A 22,344-nucleotide genomic window follows, 5' to 3' on the forward strand; every position below is an offset into this window, starting at 1 on the left:
TCATTAACTTAAAATTTTTACTAATTTTACGATATTTATTCAAGTTTAGCACAAAATAAAAATTTTGGAGAGGTCTAATGTAAGAAATGTGATTTAGCCCAACAAAAGACTACACAGTTCATCGATTTGTTGACTTTTGTTAGATATTAGTCGATGGGCTATAGCTTGTAGCTGACGAGTATTTGGGAGTTTGGTATTATCTATTTCTTCTAGTTCACTATCTAACAATGTTTGAAAGCGATAATAAAAACTTTTAGCTTCTAGATCGCTAGGCTCAAACAACTGTTCTAATTGTCCAGCTACCACTTCACTACTACCGTCAGACATAATATTTAAAAGCGGTCTTCCCCATTGCAAAAGTCCCCAATTTTTGACTTCTTTATAAGGGTAGACACTCGTCAGCGAACCTGTACCTAAAGAAACTACTAAAATATCTTCTGTATTGAGGACTTTTTGTGCTTTTCGTTTACTACTAATTTGTGCTTCTAAAATAGCTAAATGAGCTGGATTATTAGCAAACACTCCACCATCGATTAAAGTATAAACGATGCCGCTATTGTGGGGGTTTACAATCCGATGAGGAGCAAAATAAGTCGGAGTGGCACTAGTTGCCAATGCTGCATCTAGGAGCGAAAAACCCTCACATAACTTACAAAAATTCTTAGATTCTATTTGCAGCTTTTCTAGTTTGTTTGTAAAAAATATCGGAATTCGCTGCTCGATATCGTAACTCGTTACAAAAACTTTTTTGAGATTATTTTTTAGAGGAGCGTTACCAAAATATTGCCTTAAAATTTCTTCTTTGCTTTCCGAAGGATATTTTGGCTGGAGAAAAATATCCTCTAACGGACCAAGTAATCTTTGAAACAACGGCTCATAAAATATTTCTACCCCATACTCAAGAAATAGCTGTAGGAGATCCTCAGCAGTGTATTCAGCTACTGGCAAGTTATCAGATACATCAGAACTTAATCGTGGTTTAGTTAGTCCAAGTGCTAAAATTCCGCCACTGGAAGTGCCAGTAATTAAATCAAACAAACTGAATATAGGCTTTTGTGTCCGCCTTTCAATTTCTGCTAGAAGTAATGCAGGAATAATGCCCCGAATACCGCCTCCATCAATGGAAAGTATTTTATATTTGGGACGGGCTTTTGTATTCATGGTTTCTGGCGATTCCTCTTGAGTTAATATTTGTGCTTGTTGGATATTGACGGGATCTTCAATTTGATCTGCTTTGGTTTCTTCCTCATGTGGTCCGAGAGCGATCGCAGTTGGAATAATTTCGGATTCTTCGCTGTTTGTTTCTGTCTGTTGAATTTCCTTTGGTCGATCTTCGTCGTCGCTTACTAACGATACCGTTGCTGCTAATAAATTTGTGGTTAGTGGTGAGATATTTTCTTCAGGAATAACTGCTGTCTCAGTTTGGATCTCTTTTTGAATATCTTCTTGATTGGATAATTCTCCTGCAAATGGAACTGGATTTGATGATTGTGTTGCAAATGGAATTTCTGCTAAAGTCCAAATAGGATTACCACGAAAATTTCCTTGATAAGACTTTCCAGTTTTGTTTTTGACAGTTGTACCTTGCCCTTCGTCTAATTTCCAGTAAGCCACTAATCCTGATTCATCTCCGACTATTAGCCCACAACGATGAATCTGGATTTGTGCTTGAGTACAGGAATAATTCCAAACACTAATATTTGCTAATTGTCCTTTGAAATAGACCTGTTTGTGTAACGTTGCTCCCAGAGTTATAGAACTTGTGGCTTTGTTTAAAGATGAACCTCTAAGAGAATCGTTGTATTCACGATCGTTAAGATATACGGTTAGCTGACCGCTATTAAAAACAATAGCAAAAAAGTGCCATTGTCCTATAGTTAATTCTCCTTGCCCAAATGTTTTGATACCCTTGCTAACACTTTCATCAATGTAGACATCTAGGCTTCCTGTTTCACTGATGCCGAATTCAAAATTATCGCTGTATCTCTCTGAAGAACGGGCAAAAAATACATTGCGCGTCCCGTAACTAGTGGCTTTATTTGTTAATTTATGTGGATTTACCCATCCTGAAACGGTAAAAGCTGAACTCCCTTGAGCGAAAACGCCGCCAATATCGTTTTTGCGAAAGTCTATATAATCATTTACCCCATCAAATGTTAAAACTGTTTGTGTATTTACTAAGTTTATCACAATGATTTAATCTCCAATTTCAAAGTGGTAAGGGATGTAGACGCGGCATCGGCTACTTTGTTCTACAGGACACTACTGCAAACGTATTTTTCAACTGAGTAGCTATAGGATAGATAGAGGACAAGAAAAATACGACAAGGCTAAATCCTCTAATTTTTATTAGTCAGTAATACTTCTGCGATTGCCTGCGAAATGGGATAGTGTGGTGAATATATCTCCATCCAAAAAAATTCTCCAACTGGGTTAACTTCTAGGAATACATGGCGACCATCGGGCGTGACAATAATATCAATTGCTCCATAGTTTAAGCCAAAATCAGCCATTAATTTGAGCAGTTTTTTTTCAATATCTTCTGGCAAGTCGTAAGGTTGCCAATTTTTAACTAAGGCTCTTCCCTCTTTGCGCCAGTCGTAAGTAGATCCTGACAAGCTTTGGGAATCTACTGCGGCAGTAAATACGCGGTGTCCGACAATAGTTGTCCGCAACTCCAGCGCCTTGGGCACATTTTCTTGAAAGGTCATCGGACAAAAACGCAGTCCTTCCATATTCTCCAGATCATCATTTGTAACTGGAGTGGTAAACACAACGTTTTCTCGCCCCTGCCGATCGTAAATAGCAAAAGAAGAAAGCATCTTGGTAACTATACCTTGGCTACACTCTTGAGCAAATTGCTTAACTGTTTCTGGATTGTTTGAAGTTAGAGTACGCGGAGTCACAAGACCAACTTCTCGTGCAACTTGCAATTGTAGTTGCTTATTATTAGCCCGATCCACATTAGACATTTTATCAAAGTGGAATCCCTGAAGGCTGGCAATCATACCCCTGACTGTGGCGCGACATTCGTTAATTGACGCATCTCTGTATTGCTTGTCCATTGAGTCGGGGATTTTTTGTCCGTAGCGCATCCGCCGATACCAAACTGAGGAGACTTCACTCAAATCTAGCTTATGTTCGCCATCAGTAATAATTACTCGTTCAGTACCGCCGGAGTAAATATCTAGCTTGACTTCGGTGGGATATCTGTCTGTGTCAAACCGAAATGCTTTTTCTCCTCTAGCCTCAATTTCTTTGATGACTAGAAGAATGCTTTCGTTGTCTTTACTAAACGTGACTATTAATACGGTCATAAAAAGTATGAAGTGTGAAGTATGTAGACATTGGGGGGCTTGCCGCAGGCTAATATCAAATATTAAATTTTTGATTATTCATTCTTTCTTTGAAGTAGGGCATCTGCGATCGCACTTGCAATGGGTAAGTCTAAATCCTTTTCCAGCATTCCCCACTCCCCCACAGGGTTGATTTCCAAAAAGACGTATTCGCCTGATGGTGTGACGATGAAATCTAACGCTCCAAACAACAGCCCAAATTTCCCCATAAAGGCTTTGAGACGGCTAACTACTTCATCAGGAAGCTGGTGATGTTGCCATGCGCCAACCTCAACACCAGGTTTACGCCAATCAATTTTGGCTGCTGCATACACATCTGCATTTAGCGCCCCCACAAATACATTATCATTCACATACACTACTCGTAATTCCTGTTGCTTTGGAATTTGCTCTTGAAAAACCATTGGGCAATAGCGCAGTGACTCGGCATCTTGTAAGTCTTCTTCTTTAACGATGCTGGTGTACAGAAAAAACGAGGAGTCAGCTTCCATACTGCGGGAAAGAGCAGTTAAGAGCTTACTGACCATTTTGCCGTTGACTTGCCCAAAAAACTCTCGTGCTGCTTCCGCTTTGTTGGTAACAAGAGTCTGGGGAATAACAAAACCTACTTCAGACGCAATCCGCAATTGACGCAGCTTGTTACTTGCATAATTTATCCGCTCTAAATTATCTACCCACGTAGCTCCCTTGAGGCTATCCCAAAAACCATCTAAAGTTGCTTGTGATTCTCTCAAGCAAGCTTCTCGGAACTTTGGCGGTAATTCTTGACTCAGTTCTGGTTCCCAAATACGGCGCATCCATACAGCTTGCACCTGCTCAGTGCTGATAGAGTGGTTGTTATATTCTATAGTGTGGTGGCTTTTAGACTTATCAAAATGTGCTGTTAATTGCACTTCTAGAGGAAATTTATCAGTATCTAGACGAAATGGTTGCACCCCTTTTTTTGATAAGGCTTCTGCCACTTTATCTATTGTGAAGAAATCACCACTGTGGGTAATTAATAAAGCAACATCACGAGACAGGTTCATAAAAAATATTTTTTTTGATAATTTTAGGATGTAGCTATTAAATAATAGCAAAAAAATGCTTTATATAAACCAAAAATTTTCAATAATTTTGGTTTATATAAAAAGCAATTACCTCCATGTTATGGATAAGGTAATATGAAAGCGATAGCGTTTAGGAGAGTAGTTTTCAGTTATTTGATAACTGCTACTCCCTTAAATCCTGATGAAGCCAATTACAAGGTATCTTCCCGATCAGAAAGGTAATTTCAGATGCAGAAGACTAAATTATTGATCTTCCAAATCTGAAGGATACTTGTAAGTCCAAGGAACCTCTGTTCCTTCAGTAGCTTGCTTTTCCAAGAAACGCGCAAAGAATGGTACCGCTCTGACATCCACTGTTTTGACTGTGTTTGTAGGCATAGAGTTTTCCTTGAAGGAAGTTGTTTTTACAACTAAAAATATATCACTAATTAAATGTATGTTCAAGGTCTGTTAAGATACTTAACAAGTAATTATTATAAGGTATTTAAGAAAATTAAGAAAGTTAAATAGATAAGAAAAACTTCTTTAAAATTCATAAATATTAAGTAATCAATATCAAAGTATAGCAATTTTATTTGATTATTGAACAAGGCGAGAATAGAAGGTTGTGCAACCAGGGGTAATACTCGTGTGTTGTCGCAAAAGTCAACCCCTTTTTGGGGGAAAAGTAGCGAAGCTGTCACCAGCCGCCACGGAACCGCTGAAATTTTGGTGTTGCATAATGGAGAATGATGTGATGAAATATGCCAATGCCTTGCCCTCCCACAGTCAAAGTTCCAAAGTGGTCAAAAATGGACACCGCCAAGGTAAACAGAGCTATCTGTGTCGAAACTGCCAGAGTCAATTTCGGGAAAACCCACAACCACCCGGCTACAGCGCTCAAGTCAAAGACCTTTGCTTCAAAATGTCTCTCAACGGTATGGGATGGAGCGGCATTGAACGAGTCACAGGGATCTCTCACAACAGCGTCATCAACTGGGTGCGCCAAGCTGAAGCCAAAATTGCTGATGAGAACTACGAGATTCCCGAAACGGCTCTTCTTGATGAGCTACAAACATTCGTTGGCTCAAAAAAAAACAAAGTCTGGCTCTGGACAGTCGTGAATAGACATCTCCCATAATTCCAATCCCTTCCCCCGCTTGGTTTCTGGCGGACGGTCTTTCCAGGAACGGTCCGCCAGAAACCAACGCTTTAATAAGAGTTTCAACGGTTTATCAATAAAAACTAGCCAGTTTGATGCACTAATTGTTACTGTTTTTTTTTTGCTTGTAAGTAGTAGGACACAATTAATTACCCAAAATACCGCCTAAAAACCTTGCCTCTTCAAAAGGCTTGATGTAATTAATTGTGTCCGGTTACTTATCGACAGGGTAAGAGCATCTCAATCAGGCTTGACACAAGCACTTGAGAATCTGCATCATATAGTCATCATTCATCGCCGCTCGTTTCTTTTTTTGTAGCACACTACGCTCCTTGAGTGGTTTCTTGATTGATGGCATTAAGTGCCATTCGTCTTAGAAGAGCCAAGTTTTGAGGGCTGTTTAACGACCGAATGCGGCATTGGTCTTCATTAAAAGTGACATCTAAAGTCCAATGAACTTGGTTTTCAATCCCCTAATGTTGACGAATAGCACGACCATTCCGCTTTAGCATCTACTGGCAAAGAACTTAGGTAAAACTGCACCTCACGAGTGGTTTTGTTCCACAGATGACGGACTCTTTCAACAATAACTATAGTGTGCAATCCAGCAAGATTGTTCTGCTTGTAAAGTCCTCCTAATTGGGCAACTGATACCGCCCAGACTTTTCGAGTTTCGACGCGATGATGACCCTTTTCGGTTCGTGAATCATAACTCATTTCACTTTCCATGAATTCCTGAGTTTTTGCAGTTGCAAACCAGTCTTTCACGCTTATTGTAAAGAGTGGAATGATTGCTTTTTAGTGCCACGACATAATCGGCTTTTTTCTGACGAATCAGTCGGACTATTTCTGGAGAGAGTTCCCATAGCATCAATAGTGATAATCGCTCCAGAAATGTCGATTAATTCTAGTAGTGCTGGAATAGCTGTGATTTCATTGGAGTGGTCTTCAACTTTCACTTGCCCGAGTACCAAACGTTGTTTGCTCGCCCAAGCTGTCACTAAATGTCAGTTTTTTAAACCTTTCTCTCGATCGTAAGAACCCCGCAAACTTTTGCCATCTATGGGGATAATTTCTTGAAAGACTGAACCCATAATTTGTTGCAACCATTGCGATAATTTATCCTCTAAAACTTTTGGGTCTAGCTTTTCAAACACAAGGGCGGAATGTATCATCGCTGGGGATGCCATTGGGTAACTCTAAAAATTCTTCTAACCATTGTTGCTTGCTGAGTCCATAATTTTCGATGTCTTCCCACCCCGCCGGCACCGGCAATCGTAGCTAAGATGGTAATTACAAGAATGTCTTTGAGTAAGTGTTGTTTGGTTCGGTCTAATCTTGGGTCTGGTAGATCGTCAAAATAAGTTGATAAGCTTATTTGTAAGTCTTGCATGGAGATGGGTTGAGGCCGCTCGATCGTCGGCGATGATTTGGGCTCATTCACAACACGATCGAATCCTTTCTGCATTGTTTTTTCCTCACCATTCGTGACTGATATGAAGCAGTATTATAGGACGCATTTGACATCTTTAAGGCTGCGGGTCGAGCGCCCATTGTAACTCGATCGCCCGCTACGAGCCTCACTTACACGGCTCGGGCGATCGTCACAATATCTTCAATGGATTCTCAAGAACCGCTATTGACTGGATACTCCTTCATATCTTGCCTTTAAAGTCAAGTACAATTTATACCAAATTAGATGAGCTTACCCTGCCCGGACGGTGAGGGTTCACGAGGGAAGAGCCAAATCGATCGCGTGAACCGTTAACGGCGTAAAATTTAGTATTTATAATATCACTTTGAAAGAGTAAATGCTCAACTTACTTGGAGAGCAACAGCCCGAAACCTTGAATCTGCCCTGTCCGGTACCCCTGACTCAGCACCCAGCAGCAGTGTACCTCGACAGTTTGGGTAGCGAGCGGTCAAAGGCAACCATGAGAGAAGGACTCAATATCATGGCCCGAATGCTGACAGGTGGGGAGTGTGACGCAATGACTTTGAATTGGGCGGCATTGCGCTACAAACATACGGCGGCTCTGCGCTCTGCCCTTGAGAAAAAGTACGCCCCGGCGACGGTGAACCAAATGCTGTGCGCCCTGCGACGGGTGTTGAAGGAAGCTCTGCGGTTGGATTTAATCGACCCCATAGATTACAGTAAAGCGGTGGATGTCAGGAGTATCAAGCAATCGGGAAAAGTTAGGGGGCGCGCGCTAACGCTCTGTGAGATTGCTGCATTGATGGAAAGTTGCTCTGGTAAGACCCCTATTGATGTTAGGGACTCGGCGCTGATTGCTATCTTGCGAGGGGGCGGCATCCGTCGCTCTGAAGCGGTCAATCTCTTGAAGCGAGATTTCAATCTATCTACGGGAGCGCTGTTCGTCCGAGAGGGCAAGGGCAAGAAAGACAGGACGGTTTATCTCCCGGAGTCTGCTTGCGTTTTAGTGTCCCAGTGGCTGGAGTTGAGGGGAGAGGCGACTGGGCCTCTGTTGTACCCGATTCGGAAGGGGGGAGAAATTCAGCGCCGGCGGATGACGGAGGATGGTGTGTTGAAGATTGTGCAGCGGCGGGCGTTTCTCGCTGGGGTGGAGTCTTTTAGTCCCCACGATTTCCGGCGCACGTTTTGCTCGGACCTCCTTGATGCTGGGGTGGATATTGTGACGGTGCAAAAGTTGGCGGGTCATGCTTCTCCGGTAACTACGGCAAAATATGACAGGCGCGGGGAGGAAACTAAGCGGCGGGCCGTGCAGCATTTGGAATTTTAGGGCGGTCGAGAACTACATAAGATTGATACAAAGTGGACAAGACAGACATCTAGGACTGCTATATCCTGAAAATACAACGGGGATTAAAATCCTCCGAGTCGCTTCCCTCTCAGCACGCTTTGTGTCTGAGTTTCACGCATCCCCGTGAGGTTTGGATGAAACTTATACAGCAGATTCCAGGCAAATAGAGTACACCTTAATCCCAAGCACTTACCAAAGGCACTTACCAAAATGGTTGACAAACCCTTGCAACCGTACTCCATAAACCTGGAAATTGCTGTGGCAATTTATTTAGGACTTAAGTAAGTCGGCGCTTTAAAACGCAACTATGTAAACGATGTAAAGTGTCCAAATGCTCTCTACTGGCTGACTTAAGCCTATTTACATACTGTTACATTATTCGGTTTAATCCCGCCTACCTACTTATGCAACTATCCCAGGAATAGGGGCAACACTCACCATCAAAAATTCGTTCTTTTAATGTTTGATTAGTTTTGATGGTAACACAACCGATGGAGCTCGTCACGCGAAGCAGTTACTCCCTAAAAGTCCTAAGTAGTCCAGAGAATCAGCGATTAAGATTTACTCCCTATCAGCGCCCGGATAGCATTGTGATCAGCCGCCTCAGCTTTCCAGCAAGTTTTCTTGAATCGTAGCGGCACTTAGCTTCTACTAAGATTTTTTCCATCAGCTCGGATGAAGCTTCTGCTTGCAGCCATGCAGCTTCTAAAAATACTTCTACGGTCACTCCTTTTTCTTTGCAAAATCTTGTCAATTTAGCATCTATTTCTGCATCTAAAACAACAGCAGAATGGCGACGAGTTGGCGGAAGTTTCGCGAGTTCTGCTTTTAACTCTTCTAATGTTGAATTGGGATTAGTGGTTTCGTTTGAAGTTGCGTTCGTCGAAGTTTCGTTTGAAGTTGCGTTCGTCGAAGCTTCGTTCGTCGAAGTTTTGTTTGAAGTTGCGTTCGCCGAAGTTTCGTTTGAAGCTTCGTTCGCCGAAGTTTCGTTTGAAGCTTCGCTCGCCTGAGTTAACTGTTGGGCTATTTGTCCGTTCTCCTGTTTAGGGGCGATTAAAGTATCTTCTCGGTTGGGAACAATTGTTCGCTTGCGGTTGGAACGAATTTTGTCGAGGATGCTGTCACTCATAAAAAAGCTCGGTAGGTGGGAAACTTAGCGCACTTAGACCTGAGTTTCTGACTGTACTTTTTGTTGTAAAAGAGACTCGATTTTGGCGAGCAGTATTTCAAAGGGATATTCTAAGTCGGGATGTCCTAATTCGCTGAGGGTTTGGCGTTTGTTAATGGCTTTTTTGTACTGTTCGGATTCTCGGATTGAAGGGAGAATTAATTCGTTTTCAACTTCGTCTTTCATTCCTTCTACGGCTAGGCGGCTCTCTAGGGTTTGAGTGTTGCCAATCCAGCGGTCGCGGAAGGGCAGCACTCCTAGTACGGTAGCGTTGGTTGCTTTGACATCTCTCATGGAGTTGAGCAAGTCGAGTGTCCGCACTAGGGAACCGTAGCCTTTGACGGAGGCTTCGGCGGGTACGATTACGGTGTCGGCGGCACCGATTGCGGTTAAGCAAATCTGCGAGCGCTGCGGGGGTGCGTCAATGATACAAAATTTAAAGGCTTCGGCAACTGGTTCGAGGCGGCGCAGCAACAGGGTAGCGCCGACGCCGCTGCTGGATAGGTAGTCGGCGGCGGCGTCAAGGCCGTCGTCGGAGGGAATTAGAAACAAGTTGTCGCTACCTTCGACTGGATAGATGCCGTCTTCGATGGGCACGGATTTTTTGAGAACTTCCAGCAAGGTGGGCTGGTTGGGTTGCAGTTCTAGCCCCAGGTAGGTGGTCAGGTTGTGTTGGGGGTCGGCGTCGATAGCCAGTGTGGGATAGCCCCGGCTCGCTAGGAGGCGGCTCAGGAATAGAGATGCGGTTGTCTTGCCCTGCCCCCCGGACAGGGACGCGATGGCGACTGCAATCATGGCTTTAGGGACATGGGATGGGGTTTTCTATATATATCGTCATCTAAAAAACGAAAATAGTCAATATCTAAATTACTAAAAAGCTAATTTTATTATTTTAGTCTATAACCTTTCACAATAAAGCTAATTTTCTAAAATGACTAAAAGCTCATTTACTAAAATTAGCAAGTGAGCGCAGTCCTTACCATACCAGAGTTACCCCAAGTAGCGTAGAGGGGTAGCCACCGAGAGGTTCCAACTCAGTCAAGCGTTACTTCCGGTCTGCCCGACCGTAGTTGCTTTACGCAAAATGTTAATCGCCGCGTTTTCATCCCTGTCTGCTACGTATCCACAGTGAGAACATTTATGAGTTCTGGTACTCAATGTTTTTGCCACGTTATGCCCGCAATTTGAGCAGTTCTGGCTTGTGTCGCGCGTGGGAACGGTAATCGCTTGTTTTTGAAGAGGATTTTTTTGACTAAACTTATGTCATAGTAAGGCGTGGCGCGTGTTTAAAAGGCGCGGTGCGTGTTTAAAAGGCGCGGTGCGTGTTTAAAAGGCGCGGCGCGTGTTTAAAAGGCGCATCGCGTGTTTTAGAGCGAGAAAACAACATAATATGACGCGCGGCCTTGACCCTCTAATTTCAACTGGTTGGCATCAGTCAACTTCCGCAGCAGGCGACTAGCTTGGTCTTCGCTGATACGACAAAGTTCCACAGCTTCTTTTCTGGTAATTCTGCCGTGAGTCCTTACATATTGAAGCACCATTTGCTCTTGCTGAATGGGTTCAAAGCCAGCTTGCCGAACGTAATCAGCGGATTGTCCCAGTTCTCGGTAAACTTGGGGGCTGAGGGTGTAGGTGCGTCCTTTTTTGACACCATGCGCTTCTACCAAACCCGCTTCAACTAATCGTTCTAACACGCTGCGGGCGATCGCTTCATCTCGCTGAATGGCACGGGCGAGAGTAGCCGTGTCTAACCGCCTCTCTTGTCGCAATTGTCCTAAAGCGATTAAAGAGTCAACGGGGAGTGGGCTTTGACGGCGATTTTCCTCTTCAATCACTACGCGCAACAGTCCTAAGTCGGCTTCCCCCCCTGGCAGTCTGACGGCAACTGAATGAGAGTTTGTGCTTCGATAATCAGGGGCGGATCTTCCGTAGCGCAATAACCCCTGATAGATTAAATCTACACCGCGCCCAGTTCGTTCGGCGAGTCCGATGCGTTTAATGGCATCGGCTAGAAAGGGGTTTCTCGGTCGGGGTTCTACGACTAGCAGGTTATCTAAGGTGACACCTTCAACAAAACCCCCTGGGTTGCTGATGGTAATTCCGTAATCTTCCCAGCGGATGTGAACGGCTCCCAATTTAGTGTAATCTCGGTGGATGAGGGCATTGACTGAGGCTTCGCGAAAGGCGCGGCGATCGTAGTTGGGAACGGGGACGCGAAATAAACCGATCTGCACTTCATCTTCTTCGACACGCACCTCGAACTGTTCCATGACTCGCTCAAACAGTTTTAGTAGGGGGGTGCGGTAAAAATCATTGACTCGCACTTGGGTGCCTTCGAGGACTTGAAAGGCGACTTCGTGGGTGGGTAAGTGTTCGCGGAGGGCGCTTTCTCGTCCTAAAATCAGCAGTCCGGTGACGGTGGGGAAGCGAATTCCATCCGTAGAACGCACGAAACCTAAAGCGCCGTCTAGTTCTTCATCAGTTAAGGATAGCAGAGTACGATCGCCCCCATATCGCTCTATTAATTGTCGCAGGCGTTCGCGTTCCAGGGGGTCGAAGTCGGTGACAGACGATCCGGTGACGGGTAATGAGGAGTAATCGAGAACGCCTAAGTCTGACTGGCGAGTGGCAAATTCGTAGGGATAAAAGGGGACGCATTGGGGTGTTCCGTCTACTTGCAGGCGGCGGCGTTGTAGGAGTCCGTCAGAGGTGGCGACGATGCGAGCTGATTTGGGGACTTCTATGCAGGCAATGGTTTGACTTGCTTCTAGCAACGCTGTAACGCGTACGCTGACTGGGGGGTTGGTGCGGTTGCCAATCATGGCTGCTAAGGTGGACAGGTTTTGGTGTTGGGGGTGCAAACCTGTTATTTGACCGTCATCTTCAACGCCGAGGTAAATGGAGCCACCGTCTGTATTGGCAAGGCAGACGACGGTTTCAATCAGGTCTTTGTCTGGCAGGCGAGTGCGATCGCTCTTAAACTCGACGGTGAGGGATTCTTGTTCGGGAATCGTGCGATTCATTTAACAATATAAAATAGGGGCGACCAGACGGCATTTACAATCTTACGGCAAAATTGGGTCTAAAGCCCCGTCCTTATAGAACCCATTTGATATCTAAGAAGCTAGCCTCTTAATCATCAACCTAATAAAACAAAGATTCATCTTGGCAGTTGCATTATCTAAGGTTCTCAAGGGAGTTTTTGATGAGAATTTTACACCTTTCCATCCAAGAATTCGAGCGCTCGATGACCCACCTCGCTTTAACTGGCACAAATCCCGATTGTCCTTGAGCTTCTTTGTGTTTTTTTGAAGGTTTTTCCGAGAGTTCAAACTTAATTTTGGTCAGAATCTGTGGGTAAATCTTCTTTAACTCCGCAGTCAAATGTTCGGGATGATCTCCGTGGTAAGCGTAATATGGTAATTTTGGGAATATTGACGGGGGTTTAGACTTGAAATAATCGATGTTTTTGGTCAACATTTCAATTAAACCGACATCATCTGATACATTGGCTTTGGTGCAGTGAGTATCGAAGGGAAACCCAAGAGTATCAACTGCTAGATGCCTTTTAATACCGTTGGTAGATTTGTAAAAACAATATCATGAACGATACAATACTGGCATTACAGGTATTTTTTACTGCTTGCGAGTCGAGCATCATCAATCTAGTCCACTTCGGTTTTTTTTACTTGCGATAGAACTTGAGAATGTAAGACCCTCATCAACTCTTCAATCACTCCTTGTTCCCTCCACTGTTTGTAGTGCCAATATACTGTTGAGTGCTGAATCAATTGTCGAGCGAGGTAAAGCGGATGCGTATCATTTTGCTGTTGAATGGCTGCACAAAGCTCGTGCTGCTTATCTACAATCTAATCGGGAATCTGAATGGTCAATTTATTGTGCCTCACTAATACAAACTCATGGTCGCAAACGGAAATTTATGGGATTACTGAAATCCCTTAATTAAGATTAATTCGTAAGCAGGAGCAATGTGAGCAATCGGTACAGTCTCAGAGCGGGTAAAAATCAAGCCCCTTGACACCTAGGATTGCCCATTCATGAGGGTGCATTATTTTTTATGGGCACGTTAGTCAGGGCTTGCGATCGCAAAACCATTGCTTGCTACTAATCAAAAACAGCCATAACCAACCTCAACAAATATTTGCACTCTCTCCACAAAAAATCAGTAAAGTACAGGAAAATGCAGGCTCTTGCTGCACATTTTCCGCTAAAAACAGGTAGAGTGCAGAGAGTGCTTTTGCCTGTATCCTCACTAAATTTGTAAAGCAAATGCCTGATTTTATACGGCACTTGCAGACTTTGAGACTCTACAACAAAAGCGCGATTAAGAGCGTTTTTAACAAAATCTGAAGGCGTTGCTGATTTACGGTATGAACGACTCAATGTGCAAAAAATGAAACAAGCGAGTCAGTCAATCTTCTGAATTTTCAAGTTATCCATTTTCATAGCCTGATTAAGCAACGCCCCCTAACAGTCGATGGGTTTATGTTGCCAGACGGCAGTTACCGGATGAGCCAGACACAGGCGGCCGAATGTGTTGCTTTGAAATTTCAGAACGTCTCACGCATATCCCAACATACCCGATGAATTGCCCGCCGCGCCGTTGCTCCCTTATCAACTGTCACAACACCCGCAAGCCCCAGAAGACTCCTCATCTGAAGAAATCCCCGAATGGTAACCAAGAAGCAATTTTAGATTTTAGATTTGGGATGCTGGGAAAATCTACTTTCTTCGCCTCTGTTACTGGGTAATAGCGGATTTTCCGTTTGGACGCGGTGAGAGCTAGTTGGGGCAACCTCGCGGGACTTTACGGATGACCGTTTTAAGCTTTGAGGCGGCTCTTATGCGTGCATAAGTGTTAGTATAGCATGGACTAACACTTATGCAAGTAATGAGTATTGAGTCAGTCGCTTACTTTCAAACAAAGTGGGAAGATGGACAGTAAATACATAACTTGCATTAATGCCCATGTCAGACCTTGAAGGGAAAATCATTTCACTCCGAATTTTTATGTCTGAGCCCCTAAGAAATGAGTTCAAGGCCGTCTGTGCAAGGCAGGGAAGGAATATGAGCGAAGTAGTAACAGACTTTGTAAGGAATTATGTAGCAAAACACGGAGTCCTTCCTCCCATGACAGATCGCACCAATGGCTCACCGACAGAAACCACCCCCTCGTCAGCCACCAAAGCCAGGCGGGGCAAGGGAAGTAAAGAAGCTAGTTAATGTCTAGCGGATGTCTAGTAATGGAGATTCTTGTGACATGACCTCTCGACCAACAAGGATATTGACCACGTATGACCAATCAAAACCCACCGCCCGACCCTACCGCCCAAGAAACTTCTCACGCTGTAACTGAGCGTTGGCGATGTTACAAAATGCAAGAAAAGTATGGCTGGCGATTGAAACGGATAGAGCCAAAACAGGGCAGCATCTTTAAGTACGACTGTGTGTTTGAAGGCGACGCTCAATTTCCCGACTACATGGAGGATTAATTTATGCGAAAATACATTGCTTTTAGAGCCGACTGGATGGAGGAAGATGGAGCCGAAAACCGCATCTTAGCTCACACGGGAGCGCTGACAGACATTCTGGCCGAGTATTTCGATTCTTCAGATGCCCCCATACCCCAACCGGGCTATAGACCTTCGGAGTATTGCCAAGTAACAGAAGCCATAGATTCAGAAACACCCGGTTCTAGCACTCATTTCCGGCGTGGTGATTGGGAAGTAGTGCGAGTTGAGCAATATGCACCTATTGGGATTGCCAAATTTGACCTGATTGTCGTCTGCTACTGTCGGTACGCGCCTGTTGAATCCCCTCTGATTTCGATTCGGCGGGGCAAGGGCAGTCCGCAATTGCAAGAGGTCTAGCAGATATGGCAGTTACCGGATGAGCCAGACACAGGCGGCTGAATGCGTGGGAAAACCTGAAATTAACGCCCGACGGTTTTGGGGCTTTAAAGCCCTCAAAACCTTGCTAGACAAAGGTTATACGCCCGCGCTTTCTGAAATAGAACCCGATACCGATTGCAGCTCAAAACCACGGATTTTTGTGTTGTGGGGCGAAAAAATAGTTTTTGTAGCAGATATTAAGAGCGGACTCGTATCGGATGTCCCTGACACAAACAGCCGAATGTGTGGGCTTCCCAGCCAGAAGCACTTTCGATTTTTGCGTTCAAAAGTCCTGAAACGCTTGCTATCCGGGGGTGGAAGCACTTTCGATTTTTTACGCATTACATTTTTGCACTCGAATGGCTCTAAAGCTTTGCTGGGAGAGACGTATACGGATTACACCCTAGTCGGTTGAAGTTGAGTCCGAGTTGGGTCAACGAGGTCAAACCCGCATTAATGCGCTTCCTCTGGACGTGGTTACTGCCTACTGGCTAACTCGTGCCTACAAGGGAAATCGTAAGGCGTTTCTTCTGTCGTGGACGCTGCTTACCGAATCTCTCGAACGTCGGTTTGATGAAGCTTTCGGCGTTACCCGCACTCCTCAGGAACGAAACGAGCTTCTGAGGAGTGCGAGTTCTTGAACTTGAACAGGATATCAGAGAGGCGTTCGCTTGTTGACGATGAAGCCAGAATCGAGCGCGACCACTACGAGCGGTTGCAAGCGGGAAAACGGTATTGACCCTTGGAGAATTCCGGGGGCGAATGAGGAGTAGGGCTCACGCAGTTCAAAACCAACAAGTCAGAGGAAACAGCAACATGATCCAAACCCAAACAAACCCCCAAACCATACCCAAAACAATCACATTTGATGAGTTCGCAGCCTGGTATCCAGAGAACTCTATTCGCCGCTACGAACTACACCACGGAGTAATTGTTGAAATGCCTTTAGTCCCGGGCCGCCATTCCCGCGTTACAGGTTTTATAGACAGCGAAATCAATTGGGAAATCAAGCGACTGAAATTGCCTTGCTTTATCCCCGGTGACTGCCTGCTCAAGCCCATCCGCAACGAAGCTGGCTACCAGCCAGATACCATCGTCCTAAACCAAACTGCATTTGCTTCCGAGCCGCGCTGGGAAAAAGAATCAATCATCACGATGGGGTCTTCGGTACGACTGGCTGTAGAGGTCGTCAGCACGAACTGGCGGGACGATTACCATCTCAAATTCGCCGACTACGAAGAAATGGGCATCCCCGAATACTGGATTGCGGACTACCTCGGTTTGGGCGGCCGCAAGTTCATCGGCACTCCCAAACAACCCACTCTCTCAGTTTGCCAGTTGGTAGATGGGGAGTACCAGGTCAAACAGTTTAGAGGCTCAGACACAGTTGAGTCGCTGGCGTTCCCAGAGTTGAGGTTAACTGCCGAGTTGATTTTTCGAGCCGGTCTGCCTCCAACCGAGCCGAGCTAGAAGGACTGGGGGCGATGGCTTGTATCATCCAAAGGGATTGGGGAATTGACTCGCTGTGAAAAGCCTGACGGTTTTGCCAGCCCGGCCCCCAAAACTTTGTCGAGCAAAAAGTTATACGTCGGCGATTTTGACGCAAGTATGGGTTTTTGTGCTGACAACCTATCGCTCAAAAAACGGACGGCGTTTCAAAACACATCCATTTAAAGGAGTAACAAAAATGATTGGATGGCCGTTTAGCAAAAGCGAAGATGATGGCTCGGATGAGGAAAATAGGCATTGGGCTTCATCCGAAGAAGATTGCAAAGCAATGCAAAAGAAGTATGGATGGGAACTCAAAAGAGTCGAGCATCACGACGGCGATTCAGATTCTGGAGTCGATTGCGTTTTCAAAGGGAAGCAAACTAGCTTCTGGGATATGTGGGCAGACCACCAAGATTATAAGGAAGAATAGGCTATGACTTCACTCGAGCAGATGGTGCCAACAGAAGAACTCGAACTTTACGACCCGCTAGCAAGCAAGTCTACCCTTAGCCTCTACCTGGTCAAAGAAGGAGAAAAATGGGTTCCGATCGAGAGCAAAGAATTGGTGATCGGGAAACAGTTGACTCGACTGTTGCAGCTTTCTCACGATTCCCGCCCCCTGCTGAAGCGTAAGGTCAAGCTTGGAGAGCGACTCACTTACCACGTTAAAAAAGAGGGCAGCCCTTGGAAAGCTTACCTGGTTACTCCCTCGGACTGGGTAGTGGTCAGAGTGTTTCGGTATGAAGCCGACCTATCAGAGATTGAAGGGGATATGCCAGAGTTTCGGGACGTACAGATTGCTTACTGCGAGCGCCAGCCTTTGACACCAGAAGAAGCTGAAGCAATGACTTATGAGATTGTTAGCCAGGTTTCTGTGGATTCCTTTGGCGGCGATAAGGAAGCTTATCAACAATTTCTTGCCAGTCAACAGTCTAAGCAATACGTCCGCGTATAGAATTTAAAAAGGCTGTTGTCAACAAGCGACCGCCCCCATCGATTAGACCAGACCAAAAAAAAGAGTCCGCAGTCTAAAGAAGAGACGGCAGACAAACAAAAAATATAAACTTTAGATTCATCATAGTCTAAAATCTGCCATAACTGCCACATTTGCACCAAATGCCAATCAACGGTAGTTACACCAGAGCCGTCTCTTCTCCTTGGCGCGGGTTTTTGTAAAAAACCAGCACGCAGCGCTATGAGTAGCGAGAGAGGCATCTATGAATATTGCAGATCAATTTTTATCAACTACCGCGAACCTTTGCCCCAAACACAAGACCCAGATTGAGAGCCGGGGACTGCTCAACGATTGGAGTTACGCCAACTGCCGAACCGTATCTGCTGACGAGGCATCAGTGTACTTGGGCTATACCGCCAAGTCTGGTGGCATCTTCTTTATTGGTGCAGGCACACAATTTCAGTTCAGGCCAGACAAGCCCTGGAAGTCAAGAGAAGATAAAAAGGCACCCAAGTACCGCACCCCGTTAGGGGAATATGACGCTTTTCTCCCCCAGCATCCAACCGATAAGGACTATTGGAATATTGAAAAGCTTGCAGAGCACTGCTACCACATTAACGACCGGCCCTACATCTTACTAACTGAAGGAATCTGGAAGGCAATCGCGGGATGCTGTCACGGTTTACCTACAATTGCCTTGATGGGCATCAGCATGGGACTGACTGCCAAGAAAAACGACTTGCAAGGTCAACGCTTTCTCGTTGCCATACTAGAACACTACGCTCGTGCCGGTTTTGGGTTCATCATTGCCTTTGATGCAGATGCAGCCACCAATCCCAGCGTCATTTGGGAACAGCGGAAACTCGGCCGCCAGTTGCTTAAGTTTGGTGTACCCGTTCGCAGCATTACTGCACAATGGGAACCTGGCACTGAAGGAGAAACCAAAGGTATGGATGATTTTATCCAGAGAAAAGGAATAGAAGAGTTCAGGCGGATGCTTATGAAGTCAGTCAGCTTTCAGGACTGGGAGAGCAATCTTGATGGGAGCGAGGATTCATCGCCTAAGAAGAAAATTCCTTTACCCCAAGAATTGGGAGCCGAACTTGCCGAGGAGTTGCGCGACCAACTCTGCTACTCTGACGAACACAAATCTTGGATGAAGTACGAGCTGCGACACAAAGGAGTTTGGGCGGCGGTGAACGACGATTATGTCCTCAGCGCCATAGATACCATGTGCCAGACGCGGGGGTTGCAACCCAACAACGCCTACTGCGCCAACGTTCTAGGGTCGCTCAAAAGGAAATTATTCGAGCTCGATTGGTTAGAGCGACCATCAAACGAACTATTGCCCTTTGAAGATGGGGTGCTGGAAATTGAAAGCAACACTTGGCAAGAACACGCCCCCGGATTCCGACTAACTTGGTCACTACCGCGCAGCTACAAAGGAAGCGCTGTTAATACTGGATGGGCAAAAATCAACGATTGGATGAATCAGGCCACCGATGGCAATCGGAACAAGAAAGACATTCTGATTGCCTTCATCGCCGCCAGCTTGCGCGGTATGGCGCATTTGCACAAATTCCTAATGCTGACTGGCCCCGGTGGAACTGGGAAAGGGCTTTACTCCCGACTGACCACAATGGTAGTTGGAGAGCGAAACACTTGGATTGGAAACTTGGAAGATTTAACCGCTTCAGATAAAGTCGCGGATTTACAGACAAAGCGGCTAGCGGTTTTTGACGACCAAGAAAAGTACACAGGCAATTTATCAAACTTCAGGTCACTGACGGGCGGGGGTAAAATCAGTGGCCGCCAATTGTACAAATCGGCTGTTGACTTCCGTTTTTCTGGTCTGGCGCTAATTACTTCAAATCAGCCGTGTTTCCCTGCCAGCGGACTTTCCTGGTTGAAGCGGCGAATAATTCAAGAAGGATTCGAGTACACCCCCATTAAGCGAAACCCCCACCTCGAACGAGAGTTAGAGCCGGAATTAAGCGCATTTACCCAATATTTGTTATCAATTCCAGTGACCGAAATTGAGCGCATTTTGGCTCAAGAAGGAACCGGGATTAATGGCACTTTTTGGGCTGACCGGGTGCGGGCCGACCCGATGGCGTCATGGGTCAACGATTGCATTATTCACGATACCGAGGCCCAGACGGCAATCGGAGCCGATAAAGACGAATGGAAAGATGCGGATTATGTCGCGGCTAAATCAACTTTGTTCGGCTCCTATAACAATTACTGTCGTCGAGCCGGGTACAGCGCCAAAGGTAAGAACAATTTCTCAGCAGATTTGGTGGAACTCTGCCGAGAAGTCCTCGAATGGAAAGATGTCGCAAAGCAGCGGTCGGCCGCTGGCATGGCAATCAAAGGGTTGAGGTTGCGGACAGATAGCGACCAAGACATTTCGACTGTAGAAGATTTGTTGAGTCAATCCAAAAATGTAGACCTAGGTCTACAGGGTGCAGACCGGAATGTAGACCTACAATCCTTACCCCATAAGGCTTGTGTAGACCATGTAGACCTAAACTCAAAACTTGCAAAAAAGAATGAAATTACTTCTGCTGACTCAAGTCTCGAAACTGATAGCGGCATAACATCAACTTCTGCTGACTCAAGTCTCGAAACTGATGGCGGCCCAACATTAATTTCTGCTGACTCAAGTCTGGAAACTGATAGCGGCACAACATTAATTTCTGCTGACTCAAGTCTGGAAACTGATAGCGGCACAACATCAACTTCTGCTGACTCAAGTCTGGAAACTGATAGCGGCACAACATCAACTTCTGCTGACTCAAGTCTCGAAACTGATAGCGGCACAACATCAACTTCTGCTGACTCAAGTCTGGAAACTGATAGCGGCACAACATCAACTTCTGCTGACTCAAGTCTGGAAACTGATAGCGGCACAACATCAACTTCTCCCGCCCAGGTGAATACTGATGCTGATGTTGTGGAAGTGTTTTCCTCACCCGAAGTTTACACGGTCTACACGAGCCATACAGAGCAAGACATTCAGCCTACACAAAGCCTACATTCAGGTCAGCATTCAGGTCAGCACTCAGAATTGAACGAAGACGAACTCGACTTGCTGCACATGATTCGATTGGCGCTGGCAGAGCCTGACCCCGAATCGGCACGGCAAGCGGCCGCCGACATTCTGCCAGCGCTCAAAGAAGTCTGTGGCAAGGGAACTGCAAACCGAGAGAAGATTTGGGCGGCGCTGACAGAAGAAGAGCGGAGCAAGTTCACCTCTTTAGCCAAAAATTCAGAGCGACTGACAATCTCTGAGCGGTCGCCGAAGCCGAGCGCACTGGGCGACAATCCCTCTGAACCGGAACCGGAGCAACTAGCGCCCGAACCCGCACTAGCAGAGGAATTAGCGGAACCAGAGCCCGCACAAATCGCGCCAGAGGATGCCGAAAAGATACGAGATATTGCCCTGATTTGGTGGCCCGAATACTACCCCGAACAGCTTCAAAACCTGCTTACACAGATGTACGGATGGAACGCACCGGGGACTCGCTACGAGGCTGCCACAATCACCGCTTGGCTCGAAGGGGAGGATGCTTTGGTGAGGGAGCGGATAGGTGAGCTGATGCAGCAGCGGCATTAGAGTGAGCTGATGCAGCAGCGGCATTAGAGCCTTTTTGCTTAGTTCTGACAGAGTAGAAAAAGCCCCACTTACCTTTTGATGCGGTTTGTGGGGTTTGGCTAGCCTATCAGACGTAAATTCTGCACACTCAAACCCACTTTCCGCACCCTCCACTGTCACAATCGGTTTTGGCGGAATTTTGTGAACCCAATTAATCATTTTTTATACACAGAAGTGGGAAATTGGACTTGCGCTCGCCAGTTCGATTTCGCCAAACTCCGAAAATTCGTATTGTGACAGTTCAGGGTGCGGAATGTGGGCTATAGGATTGAAGTCGGGAGAATAGGGTGATAAGTTCATTCACCTGTGTGGCTGGTCCGCTCGGCAAGGCACATCGACGGCGCTCGCTATGTCTGCCGAGTGTCCGATAGTCTAAAAATTCCTCAGTTGGGTAAGTGGTATCAACTTTTAAAGCTGTAAAAGCTAATCCAGTTCGATGTCTTGACTGTGCTGTTTATGCTGTTGGTTATTTTGTTTATGAGTTGGCTGTTTTTGCTCAATTAGTTGGAGCCAGATATCATTCCAACTTGACTGTGGATTAACAAGTTCTGCATTCGGTAGCAGCTCGCTTGTATTTCGAGCGAGCATAGAATCTTCTGCAATCGCTATAATAACGCTATCGAGTTCTTGTAAGAATTGTATAGGTAGTTGTGAAGCTCGTTCAATTCCTAGGTAAATTGTGGGTGGTGCTGTTGCAGAGTTATCCTGCTCAATAAGCAAAATTGAAAGGGCTTCTATTGGGGTACAGGCAATGACAGCTCGCTCAATTTCTCCGGTAGTGGCTACCCAGAAAGCAGCTTCAGATGACAGGGGATGGGTTGTAGTAAAGTT

Annotated in this window: 22 protein-coding genes and 3 pseudogenes; 11 read left to right on the top strand and 14 right to left on the bottom strand. The window is 45.7% G+C overall.

What is annotated here, in order from left to right; genetic code table 11:
* Positions 1–93: 93 nt before the first annotated feature.
* From QUA56_RS33280 to QUA56_RS33295, 4 genes are all read right to left on the bottom strand, one after another.
* A complete protein-coding gene (locus QUA56_RS33280) occupies positions 94–2,190 on the bottom strand; it encodes a patatin-like phospholipase family protein (RefSeq protein WP_333367290.1) in 2,097 nt (698 codons plus the stop codon).
* A 149-nt stretch (positions 2,191–2,339) separates the two neighbouring features.
* A complete protein-coding gene (locus QUA56_RS33285; protein WP_333367292.1) occupies positions 2,340–3,317 on the bottom strand; it encodes an MvdD family ATP-grasp ribosomal peptide maturase in 978 nt (325 codons plus the stop codon).
* 74 nt (positions 3,318–3,391) lie between these two features.
* Positions 3,392–4,435, bottom strand: a complete 1,044-nt coding sequence (locus QUA56_RS33290) for an MvdC family ATP-grasp ribosomal peptide maturase (protein WP_333367295.1) — start codon at positions 4,433–4,435, stop codon at positions 3,392–3,394.
* A gap of 213 nt (positions 4,436–4,648) precedes the next feature.
* On the bottom strand, positions 4,649–4,783 hold the full coding sequence (locus QUA56_RS33295) for a microviridin/marinostatin family tricyclic proteinase inhibitor (protein WP_333367298.1): 135 nt from the start codon (positions 4,781–4,783) through the stop codon (positions 4,649–4,651).
* A gap of 371 nt (positions 4,784–5,154) precedes the next feature.
* Between QUA56_RS33295 and QUA56_RS33300 the strand changes: the two are divergent.
* Positions 5,155–5,522, top strand: a pseudogene (locus tag QUA56_RS33300) (IS1 family transposase); the annotation flags it as partial.
* A gap of 489 nt (positions 5,523–6,011) precedes the next feature.
* Here the strand turns inward: QUA56_RS33300 and QUA56_RS33305 are convergent.
* The 4 genes from QUA56_RS33305 to QUA56_RS33320 are packed head-to-tail and all read right to left on the bottom strand — an operon-like array spanning position 6,012 to position 7,014.
* Complete coding sequence (locus QUA56_RS33305; protein ID WP_333367299.1) at positions 6,012–6,314, bottom strand: hypothetical protein; 303 nt, start codon at positions 6,312–6,314, stop codon at positions 6,012–6,014.
* Between the two features lie 2 nt (positions 6,315–6,316).
* On the bottom strand, positions 6,317–6,547 hold the full coding sequence (locus QUA56_RS33310; RefSeq protein ID WP_333367302.1) for a hypothetical protein: 231 nt from the start codon (positions 6,545–6,547) through the stop codon (positions 6,317–6,319).
* Between the two features lie 6 nt (positions 6,548–6,553).
* Complete coding sequence (locus tag QUA56_RS33315; RefSeq protein WP_445242974.1) at positions 6,554–6,703, bottom strand: hypothetical protein; 150 nt, start codon at positions 6,701–6,703, stop codon at positions 6,554–6,556.
* 14 nt (positions 6,704–6,717) lie between these two features.
* The gene (locus QUA56_RS33320; RefSeq protein WP_333367307.1) at positions 6,718–7,014 is read right to left on the bottom strand and encodes a transposase family protein; all 297 of its coding nucleotides are present in this window, start codon (positions 7,012–7,014) and stop codon (positions 6,718–6,720) included.
* A 343-nt stretch (positions 7,015–7,357) separates the two neighbouring features.
* Here QUA56_RS33320 and QUA56_RS33325 point away from each other — a divergent pair, with 343 nt between their 5' ends.
* Positions 7,358–8,308 (top strand): tyrosine-type recombinase/integrase, encoded by a 951-nt coding sequence (locus tag QUA56_RS33325; RefSeq protein ID WP_333367310.1) that lies wholly within the window; start codon positions 7,358–7,360, stop codon positions 8,306–8,308.
* A 592-nt stretch (positions 8,309–8,900) separates the two neighbouring features.
* Here QUA56_RS33325 and QUA56_RS33330 read toward each other — a convergent pair.
* The 5 genes and pseudogenes from QUA56_RS33330 to QUA56_RS33350 all read right to left on the bottom strand — a co-directional run bounded on the left by QUA56_RS33330 (position 8,901) and on the right by QUA56_RS33350 (position 13,070).
* The gene (locus QUA56_RS33330) at positions 8,901–9,458 is read right to left on the bottom strand and encodes a hypothetical protein (RefSeq protein WP_333367312.1); all 558 of its coding nucleotides are present in this window, start codon (positions 9,456–9,458) and stop codon (positions 8,901–8,903) included.
* A gap of 33 nt (positions 9,459–9,491) precedes the next feature.
* Entirely contained in the window at positions 9,492–10,292 is an 801-nt protein-coding gene (locus QUA56_RS33335) for a ParA family protein (protein ID WP_190693236.1), read from the bottom strand.
* Between the two features lie 243 nt (positions 10,293–10,535).
* Positions 10,536–10,706, bottom strand: a pseudogene (locus tag QUA56_RS33340) (zinc ribbon domain-containing protein); the annotation flags it as partial.
* A gap of 158 nt (positions 10,707–10,864) precedes the next feature.
* Positions 10,865–12,520: an RNA-binding domain-containing protein gene (locus QUA56_RS33345; RefSeq protein ID WP_333367315.1), complete on the bottom strand. Its 1,656-nt coding sequence runs from the start codon at positions 12,518–12,520 to the stop codon at positions 10,865–10,867.
* Between the two features lie 154 nt (positions 12,521–12,674).
* On the bottom strand, positions 12,675–13,070 hold the full coding sequence (locus QUA56_RS33350; RefSeq protein ID WP_333367336.1) for a transposase: 396 nt from the start codon (positions 13,068–13,070) through the stop codon (positions 12,675–12,677).
* Between the two features lie 1,416 nt (positions 13,071–14,486).
* On the opposite strand from QUA56_RS33350, the gene QUA56_RS33355 reads away from it, so the two are divergent.
* From QUA56_RS33355 to QUA56_RS33395, 9 genes are all read left to right on the top strand, one after another.
* The gene (locus tag QUA56_RS33355; protein WP_333106718.1) at positions 14,487–14,741 is read left to right on the top strand and encodes a plasmid partition protein ParG; all 255 of its coding nucleotides are present in this window, start codon (positions 14,487–14,489) and stop codon (positions 14,739–14,741) included.
* A 71-nt stretch (positions 14,742–14,812) separates the two neighbouring features.
* Positions 14,813–15,010 carry a hypothetical protein gene (locus QUA56_RS33360; RefSeq protein ID WP_333367318.1) on the top strand — a complete coding sequence of 66 codons (198 nt, stop codon included), beginning with the start codon at positions 14,813–14,815 and terminating at the stop codon, positions 15,008–15,010.
* 3 nt (positions 15,011–15,013) lie between these two features.
* Positions 15,014–15,388, top strand: a complete 375-nt coding sequence (locus tag QUA56_RS33365; RefSeq protein WP_333106723.1) for a hypothetical protein — start codon at positions 15,014–15,016, stop codon at positions 15,386–15,388.
* Between the two features lie 19 nt (positions 15,389–15,407).
* Complete coding sequence (locus tag QUA56_RS33370; protein WP_333367322.1) at positions 15,408–15,824, top strand: hypothetical protein; 417 nt, start codon at positions 15,408–15,410, stop codon at positions 15,822–15,824.
* Between the two features lie 13 nt (positions 15,825–15,837).
* Positions 15,838–16,050: a hypothetical protein gene (locus QUA56_RS33375; RefSeq protein ID WP_333367325.1), complete on the top strand. Its 213-nt coding sequence runs from the start codon at positions 15,838–15,840 to the stop codon at positions 16,048–16,050.
* A 175-nt stretch (positions 16,051–16,225) separates the two neighbouring features.
* The gene (locus tag QUA56_RS33380) at positions 16,226–16,879 is read left to right on the top strand and encodes a Uma2 family endonuclease (RefSeq protein ID WP_333367328.1); all 654 of its coding nucleotides are present in this window, start codon (positions 16,226–16,228) and stop codon (positions 16,877–16,879) included.
* Positions 16,880–17,096: 217 nt separating this feature from the next.
* Complete coding sequence (locus QUA56_RS33385; protein ID WP_333314611.1) at positions 17,097–17,330, top strand: hypothetical protein; 234 nt, start codon at positions 17,097–17,099, stop codon at positions 17,328–17,330.
* 3 nt (positions 17,331–17,333) lie between these two features.
* Positions 17,334–17,855 (top strand): hypothetical protein, encoded by a 522-nt coding sequence (locus tag QUA56_RS33390; RefSeq protein WP_333367331.1) that lies wholly within the window; start codon positions 17,334–17,336, stop codon positions 17,853–17,855.
* A gap of 262 nt (positions 17,856–18,117) precedes the next feature.
* The gene (locus QUA56_RS33395) at positions 18,118–21,474 is read left to right on the top strand and encodes a DUF3854 domain-containing protein (RefSeq protein WP_333367333.1); all 3,357 of its coding nucleotides are present in this window, start codon (positions 18,118–18,120) and stop codon (positions 21,472–21,474) included.
* A gap of 462 nt (positions 21,475–21,936) precedes the next feature.
* Here QUA56_RS33395 and QUA56_RS33400 read toward each other — a convergent pair.
* A pseudogene (locus QUA56_RS33400) lies at positions 21,937–22,344 on the bottom strand (relaxase/mobilization nuclease domain-containing protein); the annotation flags it as partial.

It is taken from the genome of Microcoleus sp. N3A4, assembly GCF_036701805.1.
In the GTDB taxonomy this organism is placed as follows: domain Bacteria; phylum Cyanobacteriota; class Cyanobacteriia; order Cyanobacteriales; family Microcoleaceae; genus Microcoleus.

Excerpts from the sequence above, each read along its gene's own strand:
- QUA56_RS33385 (WP_333314611.1), top strand. The coding sequence starts at position 17,097 with ATGATTGGATGGCCGTTTAGCAAAAGCGAAGATGATGGCTCGGATGAG.
- QUA56_RS33295 (WP_333367298.1), bottom strand. The coding sequence starts at position 4,783 with ATGCCTACAAACACAGTCAAAACAGTGGATGTCAGAGCGGTACCATTC.
- QUA56_RS33390 (WP_333367331.1), top strand. The coding sequence starts at position 17,334 with ATGACTTCACTCGAGCAGATGGTGCCAACAGAAGAACTCGAACTTTAC.
- QUA56_RS33365 (WP_333106723.1), top strand. The coding sequence starts at position 15,014 with ATGCGAAAATACATTGCTTTTAGAGCCGACTGGATGGAGGAAGATGGA.
- QUA56_RS33380 (WP_333367328.1), top strand. The coding sequence starts at position 16,226 with ATGATCCAAACCCAAACAAACCCCCAAACCATACCCAAAACAATCACA.
- QUA56_RS33325 (WP_333367310.1), top strand. The coding sequence starts at position 7,358 with ATGCTCAACTTACTTGGAGAGCAACAGCCCGAAACCTTGAATCTGCCC.
- QUA56_RS33355 (WP_333106718.1), top strand. The coding sequence starts at position 14,487 with ATGTCAGACCTTGAAGGGAAAATCATTTCACTCCGAATTTTTATGTCT.
- QUA56_RS33285 (WP_333367292.1), bottom strand. The coding sequence starts at position 3,317 with ATGACCGTATTAATAGTCACGTTTAGTAAAGACAACGAAAGCATTCTT.
- QUA56_RS33330 (WP_333367312.1), bottom strand. The coding sequence starts at position 9,458 with ATGAGTGACAGCATCCTCGACAAAATTCGTTCCAACCGCAAGCGAACA.
- QUA56_RS33395 (WP_333367333.1), top strand. The coding sequence starts at position 18,118 with ATGAATATTGCAGATCAATTTTTATCAACTACCGCGAACCTTTGCCCC.
- QUA56_RS33360 (WP_333367318.1), top strand. The coding sequence starts at position 14,813 with ATGACCAATCAAAACCCACCGCCCGACCCTACCGCCCAAGAAACTTCT.
- QUA56_RS33320 (WP_333367307.1), bottom strand. The coding sequence starts at position 7,014 with ATGCAGAAAGGATTCGATCGTGTTGTGAATGAGCCCAAATCATCGCCG.
- QUA56_RS33345 (WP_333367315.1), bottom strand. The coding sequence starts at position 12,520 with ATGAATCGCACGATTCCCGAACAAGAATCCCTCACCGTCGAGTTTAAG.
- QUA56_RS33335 (WP_190693236.1), bottom strand. The coding sequence starts at position 10,292 with ATGATTGCAGTCGCCATCGCGTCCCTGTCCGGGGGGCAGGGCAAGACA.
- QUA56_RS33370 (WP_333367322.1), top strand. The coding sequence starts at position 15,408 with ATGAGCCAGACACAGGCGGCTGAATGCGTGGGAAAACCTGAAATTAAC.